This is a genomic window from Pedobacter westerhofensis (assembly GCF_900182595.1).
GTDB classification, from domain to species: domain Bacteria; phylum Bacteroidota; class Bacteroidia; order Sphingobacteriales; family Sphingobacteriaceae; genus Pedobacter; species Pedobacter westerhofensis.
Genome location: NZ_FXTN01000014.1, coordinates 165,943 through 181,256, shown reverse-complemented (window position 1 = coordinate 181,256; position 15,314 = coordinate 165,943). Strand labels below are relative to the sequence as shown.

The 15,314-nt window shown below is 46.0% G+C and carries 12 protein-coding genes; 2 read left to right on the top strand and 10 right to left on the bottom strand.

Annotated elements, in window-relative coordinates; all coding sequences use genetic code 11:
* Nucleotides 1–101 precede the first annotated feature (101 nt).
* The gene (locus FN831_RS24285; RefSeq protein WP_142530804.1) at nt 102–884 is read right to left on the bottom strand and encodes a DUF1269 domain-containing protein; all 783 of its coding nucleotides are present in this window, start codon (nt 882–884) and stop codon (nt 102–104) included.
* A gap of 147 nt (nt 885–1,031) precedes the next feature.
* Between FN831_RS24285 and FN831_RS24280 the strand changes: the two genes are divergently transcribed.
* Nucleotides 1,032–1,274 (top strand): hypothetical protein, encoded by a 243-nt coding sequence (locus tag FN831_RS24280; RefSeq protein ID WP_142530803.1) that lies wholly within the window; start codon nt 1,032–1,034, stop codon nt 1,272–1,274.
* Between the two features lie 22 nt (nt 1,275–1,296).
* On the opposite strand, the gene FN831_RS27820 is transcribed toward FN831_RS24280, so the two are convergent.
* The 3 genes from FN831_RS27820 to FN831_RS24270 all read right to left on the bottom strand — a co-directional run bounded on the left by FN831_RS27820 (nt 1,297) and on the right by FN831_RS24270 (nt 3,089).
* Nucleotides 1,297–1,455 (bottom strand): hypothetical protein, encoded by a 159-nt coding sequence (locus FN831_RS27820; protein WP_185960596.1) that lies wholly within the window; start codon nt 1,453–1,455, stop codon nt 1,297–1,299.
* Nucleotides 1,456–1,491: 36 nt separating this feature from the next.
* The gene (locus FN831_RS24275) at nt 1,492–2,175 is read right to left on the bottom strand and encodes a substrate-binding periplasmic protein (RefSeq protein WP_142530802.1); all 684 of its coding nucleotides are present in this window, start codon (nt 2,173–2,175) and stop codon (nt 1,492–1,494) included.
* A gap of 188 nt (nt 2,176–2,363) precedes the next feature.
* Nucleotides 2,364–3,089, bottom strand: a complete 726-nt coding sequence (locus FN831_RS24270) for a DUF92 domain-containing protein (RefSeq protein ID WP_246101739.1) — start codon at nt 3,087–3,089, stop codon at nt 2,364–2,366.
* A gap of 159 nt (nt 3,090–3,248) precedes the next feature.
* Between FN831_RS24270 and FN831_RS24265 the strand changes: the two genes are divergently transcribed.
* Nucleotides 3,249–4,466 (top strand): BamA/TamA family outer membrane protein, encoded by a 1,218-nt coding sequence (locus FN831_RS24265; protein WP_142530801.1) that lies wholly within the window; start codon nt 3,249–3,251, stop codon nt 4,464–4,466.
* Between the two features lie 292 nt (nt 4,467–4,758).
* Here the strand turns inward: FN831_RS24265 and FN831_RS24260 are convergent, their stop codons facing one another.
* The 6 genes from FN831_RS24260 to FN831_RS24235 form a co-directional block, all read right to left on the bottom strand.
* Nucleotides 4,759–7,323: a DUF5686 and carboxypeptidase-like regulatory domain-containing protein gene (locus tag FN831_RS24260; protein WP_142530800.1), complete on the bottom strand. Its 2,565-nt coding sequence runs from the start codon at nt 7,321–7,323 to the stop codon at nt 4,759–4,761.
* 245 nt (nt 7,324–7,568) lie between these two features.
* Nucleotides 7,569–8,501 carry a helix-turn-helix domain-containing protein gene (locus FN831_RS24255; RefSeq protein ID WP_142530799.1) on the bottom strand — a complete coding sequence of 311 codons (933 nt, stop codon included), beginning with the start codon at nt 8,499–8,501 and terminating at the stop codon, nt 7,569–7,571.
* A gap of 62 nt (nt 8,502–8,563) precedes the next feature.
* On the bottom strand, nt 8,564–9,664 hold the full coding sequence (locus tag FN831_RS24250) for an efflux RND transporter periplasmic adaptor subunit (RefSeq protein ID WP_142530798.1): 1,101 nt from the start codon (nt 9,662–9,664) through the stop codon (nt 8,564–8,566).
* Nucleotides 9,665–9,696: 32 nt separating this feature from the next.
* The gene (locus FN831_RS24245) at nt 9,697–12,978 is read right to left on the bottom strand and encodes an efflux RND transporter permease subunit (protein ID WP_142530797.1); all 3,282 of its coding nucleotides are present in this window, start codon (nt 12,976–12,978) and stop codon (nt 9,697–9,699) included.
* A 15-nt stretch (nt 12,979–12,993) separates the two neighbouring features.
* Complete coding sequence (locus FN831_RS24240) at nt 12,994–14,313, bottom strand: TolC family protein (RefSeq protein WP_246101737.1); 1,320 nt, start codon at nt 14,311–14,313, stop codon at nt 12,994–12,996.
* Between the two features lie 365 nt (nt 14,314–14,678).
* On the bottom strand, nt 14,679–15,308 hold the full coding sequence (locus FN831_RS24235; RefSeq protein ID WP_142530795.1) for a class I SAM-dependent methyltransferase: 630 nt from the start codon (nt 15,306–15,308) through the stop codon (nt 14,679–14,681).
* Nucleotides 15,309–15,314 lie beyond the last annotated feature (6 nt).

The following is a 15,314-nucleotide window of genomic DNA, read 5'->3' as shown; positions in this document are numbered from 1 at the left end:
GGTTTTTTACTGTTCATTGTGTCCATAAGTTTATACTAATTTACTTATTCTTACTCTTGATTATCAAGAGTTGACACAGTTTGATTTACAGTCTCCAAAATCTACCTGTTTTTGCGCAACATCTCCAGCCTTGCCTTTTGTTCAGCAATGCGGCTTTCAAGACGGTCATGTCTTTCTTTGTTGTGAATCGTATCAGCGATATGATCTGCCTGATGGCTATGCGAATTATCCACCCATGTGGTATACTGTTTCTCCTGATGATCCGCATTCCCGCTCAGCTTCCTCAACATATCCTCGCGCTTAATCTTCAGCAGCAGCAACTTCTCATTCATTTCGTGATGATGCGCTTCGTCCGCAGTCAGAAACTCAGTTTCCGCATGTTTGATCCGGACATTCAAATCTTCCAGTTCCGTAAGCACTGGCTCATACACCTCATCATCAATATTCAACCTGTGCACCTCTGTAGTCAGCGGTGCAAGCACCGTATCAATTGGCGTTTCCCAATCCTCCCACACGTGCGCAACCAATAACGACTTGCCGGCCGGGATATTCGCCGATACCTTATCCAGGTAATCTGACACCCCTTCTGCCCTCACCGTATCCCCTGCTGCACCTGCAACCATTCCGGCGCCGATCCCAACGAGGAAACCCAGCGGACCTGCAAGCAGACCGATGAGGCCGCCGATGATACCACCACCAATTGCACTGTATCCTTCGGCCTCATCCTGTGCCGTGCGGATAGACGTAGCCCCATTTTCATCCTTGGAGAGAATATAAAATTCACCCAGAGAAATATCCTGTACCGCGCTGAGCTGCTGTATCGCCAGCAAACCTTTAAATGCTTCCGTTTCAGTAGGAAACAAAGCCTGAATCATTCTTTCCATAATTGTTTATTCCGATTAGAGTTTGTACCTAAGATAATAAAATAATATGCCATAATGTTTGCAGGAATACATCATTCGCCACGGCAAAAGCCAGTTTGGTGTAATATAATTTTTTACAAGCATCAAAAATTTTATGTTTACAGTGCAATGAGATACTTAGCAATAAACATCAACTATGAGCTCGACCAGGACTGGTACTTCAAATGTGCCAGTGTTTTGGATTGCTACAGTTACTTTGACAGATTGGGTCCCGGAGATGGTCCGCGGACTGCGATATATGATATGGAATTGAACACCTACCTATGGATCAATGAAAGTCATGAGAGGACAGACGAACGTCTAAACAGAATTGTGAACGGTGCAATGAAAAAGATCAGGGCACAAATCTAAAGATTACCTAAATTAACTATTACTACCCTAAAGGGCAATTGCTACAGCGCTTGCCCTTTTTCCATTTTTCGCAGCACTTCTTTTTTAACTTCTTGTCTTTACCGGACTTGTCCTTTTTATCAGACTTCTTATCCCTGTCCTTATCTTTCTTCTTGTCCAATATGTATGCGTACGTACTCATTAAATCAGTATAGGTATATAACATGGGTAACAATTATCAGACCAGCCTGATGTTACTGAACCACTTCTTAAAAATTTGATTATAGCTGCCATTAGCTTTCAGGAGGTCGATCGCTCCGTTGATCTGGTCTTTCAGCACTACATCGCCTTTTTTCATCGCGATAGCATATTGCGACTCTGTGCCCGGCATGAACATCCCTATTTCAAGTGTTTTATGTTTGTGCAGAAAGCCCCCTGCGATCGGCGAATCGTCGATCAGTACATCGATGCGGCCGGCCAGCAGTTTTTTGTAGAGCTCATTGTTGGTCTCGGCGTGTACCGTCACGTTTGAAGGAAAGGCAGACATCACGTATTTTTCCGCTTCGGTAGCGATGCGGATCCCGATCTTTTTATTGGCAAAATCGCTCAGGTCACTAAGCACCACTCCCCTGCTTACAATTGCGCAAAGCTGAAACTCAAGATAAGGCTGACTGAACTCGAGGATCATCTTTCTTGAAGGCGTCATCGTTACCGCCGAGCAGATCATATCCAGCTCGCCCTTGTATAGTTTCTCGAGGATGGTGGCCCATAGCGAAACCTCATAGTGAAGCTCAAGGTCAAGCAGTTCAGCAACAGCGGAGATCATATCGACCTCAAATCCCTCAAATTTAGCAGAGTTATAATCACTGTGTAAAGGAAAGGGAGCAGCTGAATCAAGACCAATCTTCAATATTCGTTTCATCTATGTATTTATTGTTTGCTATCTGTCAGATGGCGCTTCTAGTGCTAAAATAGTTATCGCCGCATCAGCGGAACGGACAATTTCAACATGTGGAGCGTATAAAGTATTATATCCCGCAATTTTAATGAATTTTAAAGGGCTTTTCGAATAAAGTACAATATATAGATTTCTTTTTTACAGTACGAAAACTAAAACAAGTTAAAAAAGAGGCAGAATAAAAGAGCTACCACTGCTGCGAATAGAGTACTCAGGAAATTTACCATGTCATTTTTAAGAATCCCCCTTCTTTCTGCCGTTGCGCCGAGAAAAGAATCAGCAAAATTACCTGCAGCACCGGCGATCACGATGACAGCGAAGCTCATATTCATCCCCTCCGTAAGCGCATACATACCTGCAATGACCACCGCCCCGGCCAGGCCAATCAGTGTACCTTCTATGCTTACCACACCATCCAGTCCGCACTGATCTTTTTTCCAGCTGATACAATTGTAAAAGTGTTTCCCGTAGAGCATCCCGAGTTCTGATGACAGTGTATCGGACAGTGCCGAAGCAAGCGTTCCGCTGAGCATCACCAGCAATACCGCCTGGTATTCAGGATAGCCTATCCGCAGGCAGGCAATACATGTGGCCATGCCGGCATTTGCCAGTACCTGAGCGGCGGTACGGCGTACCTGATCACCAGGTTTGACCAGCACCTGCTTTTTCCTGCGACCCCATGAAGTGGCTACAGTACCGCCCAGAAAAAACACTGTCAGCATCAGTAGACCCAGATAACCGGCACCAATATACAGCAGCAGGCCACATACGAAGCCGGTAAAAGCTCCAGCGACCGTCAGCTTTTTTGAAGATATACTAAATATCACTCCGGCAATAAGCAGCAGCAGGACAGGAATAAATTTAAGTTGCAGGATCACGGCTTAAAGTTAATCAATCCGCCGGAGTCAGTTAATTCTAAATTTGCTACACGGAATTGTAGTACAAACTGTTGCGGGTGATCTTTTTAATTATATTTGGCACACCAAAATCCAGATAAAGTGTTCAGATACCACTGCAGGCTTGTGCTAATTCTTTTCTTGTCAGTTGCAGGTACCGGACAGTTGCGGGCTCAGGAAATCGGCCTTCCCAAATACAAGTTGCCAAAGGATACGGTAGACCATGAGATCGCCGGACAGGTAGATGTGAACGATGTCTATCATGCGGCATTTCAGAAGTTTAAAAAGAAAGCACCCAGGAATAAGAAAAGCGGCAGTCTCGCACTGCTGCCCACCATCGGGTATACCCCAAGTACAGGATTTGCCTTTGGTGCCGATGTATCGGGCACAAGGTATCTGGGAGATCCGGAAAATACCACGCTATCGGTTTTTGATGCTTTTGCCACAGTTTCTACCAATGAGCTGGCTTTGGTGCAGCTGACGCATAATGTATATACCAAAGGGAACAAATGGAATATCCAGGGCGTTTATAACCTGGGCAAAACCATTGTACTGGACCATGGATTGGGTACGGGAAAGAAAACCCCGGAAATACCGATCAGGTATAAGTTTATGAAGCTGAGCGAATATGTGTACCGTAGCTTACTGCCCAACTTTTATGCGGGTGCAGGGATCACTTTTAATTATTACGGGGATATTGATGAGGAACTGGACGGATCTGATGGTATAAAAACATACAACTACCACTATAGCATGAAAAATAGCTATCCTCCGCATAGTTATTATGCCAATGGTCTGCTGATCAACCTGCAGTACAACACGCGCGACCAGCCTTACCGGCCGTACAAAGGTTTGTATGTGGACCTGATCCTGCGCGCCAACCAGAAATGGCTGGGCAGTGAGAAAGGCGCTGTACAGTTGAAAACGGAACTGAGGAAATACTGGGGCTTGTCCCGCAAAAACCCGGAGCAGGTGCTGGCCTACTGGCTCTGGGGCTCGTACCTACTGAATGGCTCTGTGCCTTATCTGGAATTGCCCGGCACCGGCAGCGATGTAAACCAGCGCATTGGCCGCGCGTACACGATCAGCCGCTTTAAAGGGCCTTCTTTCTTTTACAATGAGATGGAATACCGCTTTCCAATCACGCGAAATAAACTGCTCAGCGGCGTAGCATTCTTTAATATGGAAACAGCCAGCAACCAGGCTGACGTAAAATTATTCAATTACTGGGAACCTGGAGCAGGTGCAGGTCTGCGCATACTGTTCGACAAGCATACCCGCTCTAACCTCTGTATAGATTACGGGATCGGAAATTATGGAGCAAAAGGTGTGTTTGTGGGATTGAACGAGGTTTTTTAGCAGTTGAAGACCGAAGTACAGACTCAAGTAAGAATTTGCGCAGAACGTTTGAACGCGATTATAGCAATTGAAGAGTGAACAATAGCCTCTACAAAGAATTTGCCTAGCATATTTAAATAAAGTTTATGGCAATCAAACTTTGAATAAAGGGCTCAATGAAGAATTCGCTTATAACGTTTGAATAAAGTTTATAGCAATCAAACATTGAATAAACGCCTCAATGAACAATTCGCTTATAACGTTTGAATGAGCTTTTCTATCAATTGAACAGTAAATTCAACGAAGAATATGCTTAAAATTCGAACTGCACTTTCGCACGCAAACCGTATTCTGAGACACCCGGGTTATCAAGGTAATTGAAACGCTTCACGATATCAAAACGCAGCACCTTAAAGATATTGCCGACACCTACACTGCCCTCGATATAGGGCTTGTTGCCCAGCGCGTAAGTCCTGGCCACACCATCAACAGTGGTAGGAAACTGCAGCAGGTTGGAATGCAGGTTAGGATTGTTCTCATCCCTGATACCGCCCATCAAACCTTTGAAAGTAACGTACTCCCGCAGTTTCAGCTTCCGCAGCAATGGCACCCGGTTAAAGATCAGCCCGTTAAAATTATGATCTACATTTAAGCTCACATAGTGGTCGCTGACAAACTCCTGGAAATTCATCAGGTTATAGGCATACACCTGATAAGAATAGGATTGATTTGCGTGGTGAATATCGAGCAAAGGGAATGGCACTTTACCAAAGATATAGCCACCTTCCAGACGGACATCTGAACGTCCGAACTGCGAAAGATAGAACCTTTTATCGATCGTACCAATCAGGCTCTGGTATTCATACTGACCGCCAAAAGCGCCTTTCATGCCCGAAGAAAAGTTCAGGTCGAACACCGGGTATTTCTCAATCGTCCGTTCGCGGTAGGTCTTGCCCTGGTAAAAACGCTCATGCGGCGCATAACGCAGTTCAAGGTTAAACTCGGCACTGGTGATGTGATCAGTACGGATCAGCTGGTTATTGGCATCATAGCTTTCGTAAACCAGTGTTCCTGCCGGGGTTTGTGTCCATCTCTTGAAACCGATGTTAAAGGAGAAGTGACTGGCATATTCCTGCATATATTCTGCCCTGTAGAACTGGCTGTAGATAAACTGATTGTTGACGCCGCGCCTGAAAGACGAAACGATATTATCTTCGGGAACAACGGTTTTGGATTCGTCGCCGGGAACATCAACATCGCGCTGGTAACTGGCGCGGATGAAGCTCTGCGGGAACTTATAGATCGATTTATTGTTCAGCGAGTAAGCCACGCTGCCATAATATTTAAACTTCTCGTCTTTAAAACCATAGGCACCATAAGCCGCCAGGTACCAGCGTGTACTGAAATCAGTGGTGGTACGGCCGCCCAGCCTTAACCTGAAACCTTCCAGGTTGTTGAAACCGTAGAAGCCATAGAACGGCCCTACCTCAACCGGCCCGAATTTCTTGTAACCGATGAAAAGCACCGAGGCCACATCCATCAGGCGCTTGAAGGATTTCATTTTACCCAGCGTATCGATATTGCTGTAGATCTTCAGCTTCTCTTTCGCCAGGGTATCCAGGCGGTTTTCTGCCCAGTACTGGTCTGACCGCTTTTCTGCATCAGGAGCCATTACTATGCTCTCCCCGCTGTAAAGGCTGTCGGGATGCTCAACATTGGTCTTGTAGTTTTTGATCACTACTGTTCTTTCGCCCTTAAAGCCCCTGCCCCCTTCTTTGCCGAGGCCGAAATCTACCAGCAGGTGGCTCTTGCTGAGGTGGTACTTGTCTGCAGTATCTTTATCAAAATTAAGCTTCACCTCCATCGCGCGGATGAAGTTGATGTTTACGCCCTTGCCTGTCTTTAAAAAAGCATCCTGCACGGCGTATTTGCCGTCCATGGTGATGTAGATACGCCCTTCAAACAGCAGTCCGTTCTCATTCCGTGGTATAAATGATAATTCGATCAGGTTTGGCTGATGTGTCTTGATCGTATCAGTGATAAAAAATTTATAAAAAGCCGGTGCACCATCGGCGATGGGGCTTAGGAACTGGCTGTTGGTGAAAACAATGTTGTTCTTGTAAATATCCACATCGGCATACATCCGCTCGAAATAGGTACCGATGGCATTGTTATCTACAAGTCCGTCGTCAAAGTTTACATGTTTATCCGCCAGGGTGATGACCTTGTTTTTCTCGGGGTTTTTGCGGTAGTAATTTTGCAGCAAACGTTCCCGGAGATATACAGGCAATATATTTTTACCGCCAACTTCATTGGAGTCCTGCTCATCAAACAGGAACTGGTATTTGCGGAAGATCTTTTTATTCTTGAATTTTTCGCTCAGGTTACTGAGAGAGAACTGCATCCAGTCGTACTGCTGAAATTCTACGGTCTTGTCGCTCTCCATCCTGTTCATCGGCTTATGCTCGATCACCTTGTGGATCAGTTCTACTGCCGGGTTATCTTTATTGCGGTAACGGGCTTTTTTTCCTGAGCTGATCCTGACTTCGGTGAGGCTCTGGGATTCTTCCATCAGTTTGATGTTAACCGTTTGTGTGGTGTTTGGCTTAATGGAGAGCACCTGAGTTTTATACCCCACATAGTTGACCTGTATCTGGCTGTACACCGCCGGGCTGCTCAGCGTATATTTCCCGTTGGCATCAGTCTTGGTCACCAGCTGGGAGCCTTTGAACAATACTGTTACATAGGGCAATGGGCTCTTGTCTTTACTGTCTGTAATGACACCCGAAACAATTGTGTTCTGAGCGGTGGCATTGATAAGAAAGAGAAAATTTGATAAGATCAGTATATAAAAAGACTTCTTTTTAATATCATTCATAAGTATTACGCCGGGCCTATAAGTCTTTTTATTGAGGAACAAGATACAATTTCACAATCTACGATCTAAAAAGATCATTTCCAATCCGGAAATCTCAAATCATGGATTTCTGTGCATTTTCTCGTGTTAAAAAATGTTAAAACCCAATAATCGCGCCAAAAGCACAAAAAATGAAGATTGCGGTATTGAATGCAGGGCGAAAGATCCCGCATTGCATTGATAACGCAGAATGTATCAAAAAGTTTTCAGCGTTTTCTTGGGTCGCTCAGTTCATGATGCGCCTCGCGGAAAGATTTGGGAGCGATGGTCATCTGTCTTTTGAAGAACATATTGAAGTTTGCAGGGTACTCAAAGCCGAGGCAGTACCCGATCTCGGAGACATTCCATTCGGTATGTTTGAGCAGTGAAATGGCTTCATTGGCGATCCTTTTGGAAATATGGTCGGAGGTTGTTTTGCCGGTAACCTCTTTCACGGCATGGTTAAGATGGTTCACATGCACGTTTAATCGTTCTGCAAAGGCATTTGCCGTGCGCAGTTCCAGCACATGATCTGTGGAATAAATCGGGAACTGTCTTTCCAGCAATTCGAAAAACAGCGAGGAGAGCCGTGATGCTGCATTGTGGGTTTTCCCTGCCGGATCTTCGCGGGGCGTCATCTTCATGGCCTCATGGATCAGCAGGTTCACATAGTTTCGGATTACGTCGTATTTATAAGGATAATCGGTATCGATCTCAGAAAGCATTTTTTCAAAGATGGCACTTACAGCCATTACCTGTGGCTCATCAAGATAAAAAACGGGCACATCCTGTATCTTAATCAGGAAAGAATCATTGGAAGGCTGTGAATGCTGGCGCATAAAGCTTTCGGTAAACAGGCAGAAATAGCCCGACTGAAATTCGGAGGTGGTCTCCCAGGAATAAGGGATCGTAGGATTGTTGAACAGCAGCGCAGGGCCGTCGATCACAATTTTTTCATTTGGATAATGGAGTACGCCCTTGCCCAGGATCAGCGAGATCTTATAAAAATCCCTGCGGTTATAGGGTGAAGGGTTAAGTGTGCAGTAGCCCAAACGCTTGAACACGTTGAAGTGCCCGGTTGGGACATCAAGGCTGGATTTGGGAATAATCACGTCTGGTCTGTTTGCAGCAAACATCTGATACCATTCCAAAAGGGACATACTTTTTTTCACGCCCTAAAAATGCGCAAATTTTACAGTATGTCCCCCAGTTAATTGTAAATTTATGGTTTGATAGGGTCACCGGCACGAATTTCTTCAGTTGCCTGTGTAACCAGCTTGTCTCCTTCGGCAATATTGCCGAAAATCTCAATTTTGTCATCCGTTTCGCGGCCTTTTTTGATCTGTACGATTTCGGCCTTGCCACTTTTATCACGGATCACATAAATTCCTTCCGCTCCATCTACTACGGCAGTTTTAGGCACGATGAAAGTGCTCACATTTGCCGGTAAAGGGATAGAAACATCGGCTACCATGCCCGGCAGCAGCTGTTTGGTGAGGTTGGGAACGTCCATCTCTATTCTTTCTGAGCGTAAACGCGCATCCAGGGCGCCAGACAACCTTTTTACTTTTGCAGTGAACAGGTTGTTTGGTTTTGACTTTACACTGAAACTCACTACGTCGCCTTCTTTCAGGTATCCTGTATACAATTCAGGAATGGAAACCTGCAGCCTGAGGTGTTTCTGATCCTGGATCGTAAAGATCGGCAGTGCAGATCCTGATCCTGTAGGCCCAACAAATGCACCTAAATTCACATTTCTTGCAGAAACGATCCCGTTGAAAGGCGCACGGATCTGCAGGTAACTTAATGTACTGCCCACTTCTTTGTATGCTGCTTTTGCGGCATTGAGCTGTGCCTGGTCTGAATTCCTTTTGGCAATGGCCTGGTCCAGATCGTTTGTAGAGATCGTACCCGGAGTTTTGCTGGTTTCAAGCAACCTGTCGTAATTGGCTTTGCTGGCCGTATAGACCGCCTGCTGTGATTGCAAACGGGATTCAGCGGCATTCAGCTGCGAGCTGATCTCCGGTGCTTCGAGGGTCATCAGCAGCTGTCCTTTGGTTACTTCAGAACCGATATCCGCATTCAGTGTTTTCACAAAGCTGCTCACTTTGGCATAAATATCTACCTGCTGGTAAGCGATCAGTTCTCCCGGCATTTGCAGGGAAGTAGACAGCGCTTCTTTCTGAAGCGTAAAAGTGGGGATGCCTACTGATGCCGTTCCGGGGTCTTTTGTTTCTTCCTTATGGTGGCAGCTGCTCAGGAAAGCGAGAAATGCGATGCTGCTGAATAAAACTGTTCTGCGGCGGAATATTGTTGTGTTCATCTATGTTTGATCTATGTTCTTAATCTAATTTTTTATGCCTCGTTTAATCCTTTGATGTAGTGTTCGCTTTCTTCATCTTCAGGATCCAATGAAGGTGATTTTAAAGGAACGTTGCCCTGTACCCAGGTAAATACCATTGGCAGAATCAGCAATACTGCAAAGGTAGAAGCAATCAGTCCACCGATTACGGCTCTTCCCAGTGGTGCAATGGCGTCTCCGCCTTCACCTTCACCGATCGCCATTGGCAGCATACCTACCACCATGGCCGCACTGGTCATGATAATCGGACGTAAACGTAAGCCTGCAGCTTCGCGCGCAGATTTGAGCGCATCGCCGTTTTGCTGTCTCAGCTCTTCGGCATTGGTAATGAGCATCACGGCGTTTGCTACGGATACACCCACCGACATGATAATCCCCATGTACGACTGCAGGTTGAGCGTTGAGCCCCATAACAGCAGCACAACCAGTGATCCAAGTACAACCGCAGGAACAGTGGCCAGTACTACCAGCGGCACCCTGAACGACTGGAAGTTGGCCGAAAGCATCAGGAAGATCACCACAATGGCAACCAGTAATCCGTTTTGTAAGCTCACCAGCGTTTCATCAAGTACTTTACCCATACCGATCTGCTCGATGGTTACCCCTCTCGGCGGCTTGCCTACAGCTTCCAGGGCTTTGGCTACATCCTTATTGGCTGTTCCCAAATCTGTATTGCGCATGTTTGCCGTTACTGACAGGAATGGCGTAGCGCCCACATCGTCAGACTCGCCATAAGTGGTGTCCGCTTTGATGGTCGCTACATCGCTTAATGTAGGCCGTGTCGCATTTTGCATCAGCGAAATTTCGCCCATATCATCCTTGGTTTTCATCTGGTTGAAAGGCACCTGCACTTGTACCGAGTACGAGAGGCCGGCTTTCTGGTCGATCCAGGTATTCTTTTCCGTATAACGGGATGATGAAGTTGAAGCAACGAGTGACCTTGAAATATCATTCAGATCTACGCCCAGCTGTGCTGCACGTACCCTGTCGATATTGACGTTCAGTGCAGGATACTGATAAGGCTGTGCGATCTGCACATCTCTCATGTAATTGATGGCTCTTAATTTGGCCAGCACTTTGTTGGCATATTCTTCATTCAGTTTTTTCTTCTTGCCGGAGATCCTTACCTCCACTGGTGTCGGCGATCCCTGGCTCAGTACTTTATCCGTCATCTCGATAGGCTCAAAAGACAGTTTTACTTCAGGCATGATTTTTCTGGTACGGGCACGAAGTTCGTCTTTAAAGGCTTCCATATCCCCTTCCCAGTCTTTCAGAGAAACCTGGAATACAGCTTCATGCGGACCGCCCATGAACAGGTAGATCGGGTTTACCGAATATTGTGAGGGGTGCTGACCTACATATACCGAGGAAATCCCTACATGCTCTGCTCCGGCGATCTGTTTTACTTCTTTCAGGATCTTACCGGCCATTTCTTCGGTACGCTCCAGCCTTGTTCCGGCAGGTGCGCGCATCCTCAGCTGGAACTGGCTGCCGTTTACCCTTGGCAGTACATCACGTCCGATCGTAACAAGCATCAGGGCGGCAAGGCCGATAATGACTACCACGTAGGTAATTACCACGGTTTTGGTATACTTGAACATCCCGTCGATCACGCCCATAAAGCGGTTCCTGAACTTGTCGAACTTGGTGAGTTTTTCAGGGTGGTTGAATTCCTGTTTATCTACAAGGATCTTTTTCTGATCCATCGTATTATGTTCAGATTCCAAGCTAAGCCCTGTCTGGTTAAACTGATCTTCATCCACAGTAATGGAATCATCTGTTTTCTCATGTTTGTAAGGGTGGGCAACCATCAGCCAATTGGCCATTACCGGTACAAAGGTTTGTGACAGCAGGAAGGAAACGATCATGGAGAAGCCGATGGCCAGTGCCAGTGGCAGGAACAAGGCTCCGGGAATACCTGTCATGGTAAAGGCTGGTGCAAATACCGCCAGGATACACAGGAGGATCAGCAATTTTGGAAAAGCGATCTCCTTACAGGCATCCCAGATGGCCAGTGCCTTGGGCTTGTGCATATCAAAATGCTGGTGGATATTCTCTATCGTTACCGTGGATTCATCCACGAGGATACCGATCGCGAGGGCCAGTCCGGAGAGCGACATGATATTGATCGTTTGCCCGAAAAGTTTCAGGAAGAGTACGCCCGAGATGATAGAGGTAGGAATCGTTAAGATAACGATCAGCGCCGCACGCCTGTCGCCCAAAAAGAGCAGTACCATTAAACCTGTCAGTACCGCACCGATTACACCTTCCTTGATCAGACTCTCTACAGAGTTGATTACGTAAACCGACTGGTCGAACTCATACGACAGTTTTACATCCTCTGGCAGTGTGGTCTGGATTTTCGCCAGGTTGGCTTTTAATCCTTTTACCACATCCCAGGTAGAGGCATCACCGGATTTGGCAATGTTCACATATACTGAACGTTTTCCGTTGATGAGGGCGTAACCCTGTGTTAAATCTGCACCGTCTTTTACCACGGCTACATCTTTCAGATAGATATTTTGTACAGCGCCTTTAAAAAGCGGAATGTTTTCAAATTCTTTTACTTTATCAATGGTATAGTTTGTCGGCGTAATATAGTTGAGGTCGCCTATCCTCACGTTTCCTGAAGGAGCAGTCTGGTTATTTACCTTGATGGCATTCACGATCTGATCTACAGTTAGGTTGTGCGAACGCATCAGTCCGGGATCAACATTGATCTCGATTGAACGCGGGCTACCTCCTGATGGTGCCGGTGCCAATAAGCCCGGAACGGAGGTAAAGGATGGCCTTACAAAGGTATTGGCCAGATCCTGGAGTTCATCATTGGTACGTTTATCACTGCTAAGCACCAGCTGGCCAACGGGAAGTGACGACGCATCAAAACGGATCACGAAAGGTGGCTGTGAGCCGGGCGGGAAGCTGGACTGCGCCCTGTTGGACAAGGCACTGAGCTCTGCCGCGGCCTGGGCCATATTGGTGCCCTCATAATAAGTCAGCTTCATTAGCATCAAACCCTGTGTATTTTTGGTCTCGATACTTTTGATACCATTGGCGAAAAGCAGGATATTTACATAGTTCTTACCGAAATAAGCTTCCATTTGGTCTGGGGTATACCCTCCAAAAGGGTGCGCGATGTAGATCACCGGCAGGTTCATCTGTGGCAGGATATCTACCTTGATACTGGTCATGGCACTGATACCGAAAAACAGCATACCTGCAACAAACACCATAATGGAGATGGGTTTACGCAGTGCGAAACGTATTAAATTCATATCTTGAGGAACAGCTTAAAATTCGTTAATAAATATATTGTAATCGCCCATTGCGGCTGATTTGATCAGCAGGGCCTGCCATACATTGGTATAGGCAATATCGCGGTCGGTCTCTGCCCTGTTAAGTACAAACAGCGCCTGGGTAAGATCTACCAGGGTAGCCAGCCCGTTTTTGTACTGCACGCTTTTTTGAAGATAAGCCTGTGCGGCAGCCTTTACCTGTTCCGGTGCTTCCATATAGTTGGCCATAGCATTGCTGATCTTTGTTTCTGACAGTGCAAGTTGGGCATGCAGCTGCTGGTCTATGAGTTGATATTCGTTTTCCAAGCCGTAGGTGGTATAACGTTGTCCCCTCACCTGTGGGTTGGTTTTAAGGATGGAACTCAGGTTCCAGACTACACCTACACCAAGCAGGTAGTTTGCGCGGGTTGGATTGATCCCATCGCTGTAACTGCTGGAATATATATTTTGGTTACCCACGTACTCTGGTCCAAAACCCGATCCCCTGCCCTGAAAGGTGCCGGTGAACGAGAAGGTTGGGTATTTCAGTCGTTTATAATAATTGGTTTGTTCATTGCTGAGATCAACTCTTGCCCTGTAGTATTTAAGCGTTGGATGTTGTGCAAGATCCGCAGTAGTATCTTTGAGCAGGATTGCGTGTGGAACATGGTTGATTGATGCTGTATCCAGGGTGAACGCTGTTGAGCTTACACCTAGAAGAACACCCAGACGGTTAGCCTGCTCCTGCTGAAGATCAATGGCATTGGTGAGCAAGATTTTTGCGCTGGAAACCTGTGCATTGGCCAGTGCAGAATCTACTCCGGCGATCAGTCCGTTTTTCGCACGTGCTACTGCATTGTCTTTAAAGACAATCGCTCTTTCCAGGTTGCGCTGTTGCGATTGAGCGAGGCGCTGTGCAGCAAGCAGGTTAAGGTAGGCAGCTGACACCCTTATTTCATGCTGAAAGATCTCCTGGCTGAGGTCATTCTTGTCACGGGCCAGTTGTGTTTGGGAAACCTTGATCCTTTCCTTGATACGACCGAACGTAAAAAAGTCCCAGTTGATATTACTGAGATACAAGGCACCAAATGCGGCATTCCAGTTCTGACTGGCGAGTGTTGGTCCGGATGAGGACGCGTTTAGTCCGCCGCCAAGGGGCGCAAGCGGACCGGTCTGTCCGTTTACCGTTCCATAGTCCTGCTGGGCTGAGAGGGTGAAGTTTGGAAGATACTCTCTTTTAGATTGCTTTATAGTTTCTTCGGAGGCATTTACGTAATTTGTTTTTGCTTTGATGGTTCCGTAATTCGCGATCGCAGTACTAATGGCCTCTTTCATATTTAAGGTCTGAGCATCGACAGCAAGATTGGCACACAAAAAAGAACAACAAAGAAGGGTGGAAACGGGTAATCGGGGCATCTTTAATTCAATTAAATTAAATTGATATTCTACTTAGTGTTATGAGTACACAACAAATGTAATTTACAAGTCTGAACAAGGAATTATTCCGTTCAAATCAATACTTATTAAAATCAAATAATTGTGGGTTGGTTGGGCTTAAATCGCCATTTCACTAATATAGGGCATCTTAGGTTGCAAAAAAGATTACCTGCACTATTGTTACAATAGTACTGTTACATTGTGGTTACACTCGGTTTACACTTGTGTTAAAATGCGATTAAAATAAGTATGGGGAGAGCAAATTAAGATTTCTGATAAACCACAGCTTTGATAAAACCTGCATAGTATGATGCAGTTTTTAAGGAGCGGTAAGACTGTTCCTGAAAATGCTGTTCTGTGTTGATGAGCGCGCTGGCTTCTACGTTTGAAATGTGCCTGAAGAAGAAATACATCATACGGAGCAGGTACTTTTGCCAGCGCCTGCCTGTGGCTTCGTTATAATAGAAATCGGAGAATAGCCAGAGCCCTTCTTTTTTTAGTGCGCTGTGGAATTTTTGGAATACCAAGCTCACTTTATCCATTGAGAAGTTATCAAACAGAAATGCGGTGATGACCACATCATAAGTGATGCTGATCTCCAGGTCTTCTGCGGCAGCATGGATATAAGTGACGGTGTTTTCTTTTACATCACGTTTTTTTGAGAGCCGGAGCATTTCTCCGGAAATCTCTACATAGCTGATGTCTAATCCTGAGGGATGTATCCTGGCGATCTCTTCAAGGATCCAGCCGGTGCCTCCCCCGGCGATGAGTATGCTGCTGTTTGCGGGGATATATGATAACTGGTCTGTCTGGGCTTTGAGCTGTGCGCGAAAGTAGACCAGCCTGCTGAGCACATCGTAATACGGGGCAATCGGATCATAATTATTGTTCATATTTTA

Excerpts from the sequence above, each read along its gene's own strand:
- FN831_RS24250 (WP_142530798.1), bottom strand. The coding sequence starts at position 9,664 with ATGAACACAACAATATTCCGCCGCAGAACAGTTTTATTCAGCAGCATC.
- FN831_RS24235 (WP_142530795.1), bottom strand. The coding sequence starts at position 15,308 with ATGAACAATAATTATGATCCGATTGCCCCGTATTACGATGTGCTCAGC.
- FN831_RS24240 (WP_246101737.1), bottom strand. The coding sequence starts at position 14,313 with ATGAAAGAGGCCATTAGTACTGCGATCGCGAATTACGGAACCATCAAA.
- FN831_RS24280 (WP_142530803.1), top strand. The coding sequence starts at position 1,032 with ATGAGATACTTAGCAATAAACATCAACTATGAGCTCGACCAGGACTGG.
- FN831_RS24275 (WP_142530802.1), bottom strand. The coding sequence starts at position 2,175 with ATGAAACGAATATTGAAGATTGGTCTTGATTCAGCTGCTCCCTTTCCT.
- FN831_RS27820 (WP_185960596.1), bottom strand. The coding sequence starts at position 1,455 with ATGAGTACGTACGCATACATATTGGACAAGAAGAAAGATAAGGACAGG.
- FN831_RS24285 (WP_142530804.1), bottom strand. The coding sequence starts at position 884 with ATGGAAAGAATGATTCAGGCTTTGTTTCCTACTGAAACGGAAGCATTT.
- FN831_RS24260 (WP_142530800.1), bottom strand. The coding sequence starts at position 7,323 with ATGAATGATATTAAAAAGAAGTCTTTTTATATACTGATCTTATCAAAT.
- FN831_RS24255 (WP_142530799.1), bottom strand. The coding sequence starts at position 8,501 with ATGTCCCTTTTGGAATGGTATCAGATGTTTGCTGCAAACAGACCAGAC.
- FN831_RS24245 (WP_142530797.1), bottom strand. The coding sequence starts at position 12,978 with ATGAATTTAATACGTTTCGCACTGCGTAAACCCATCTCCATTATGGTG.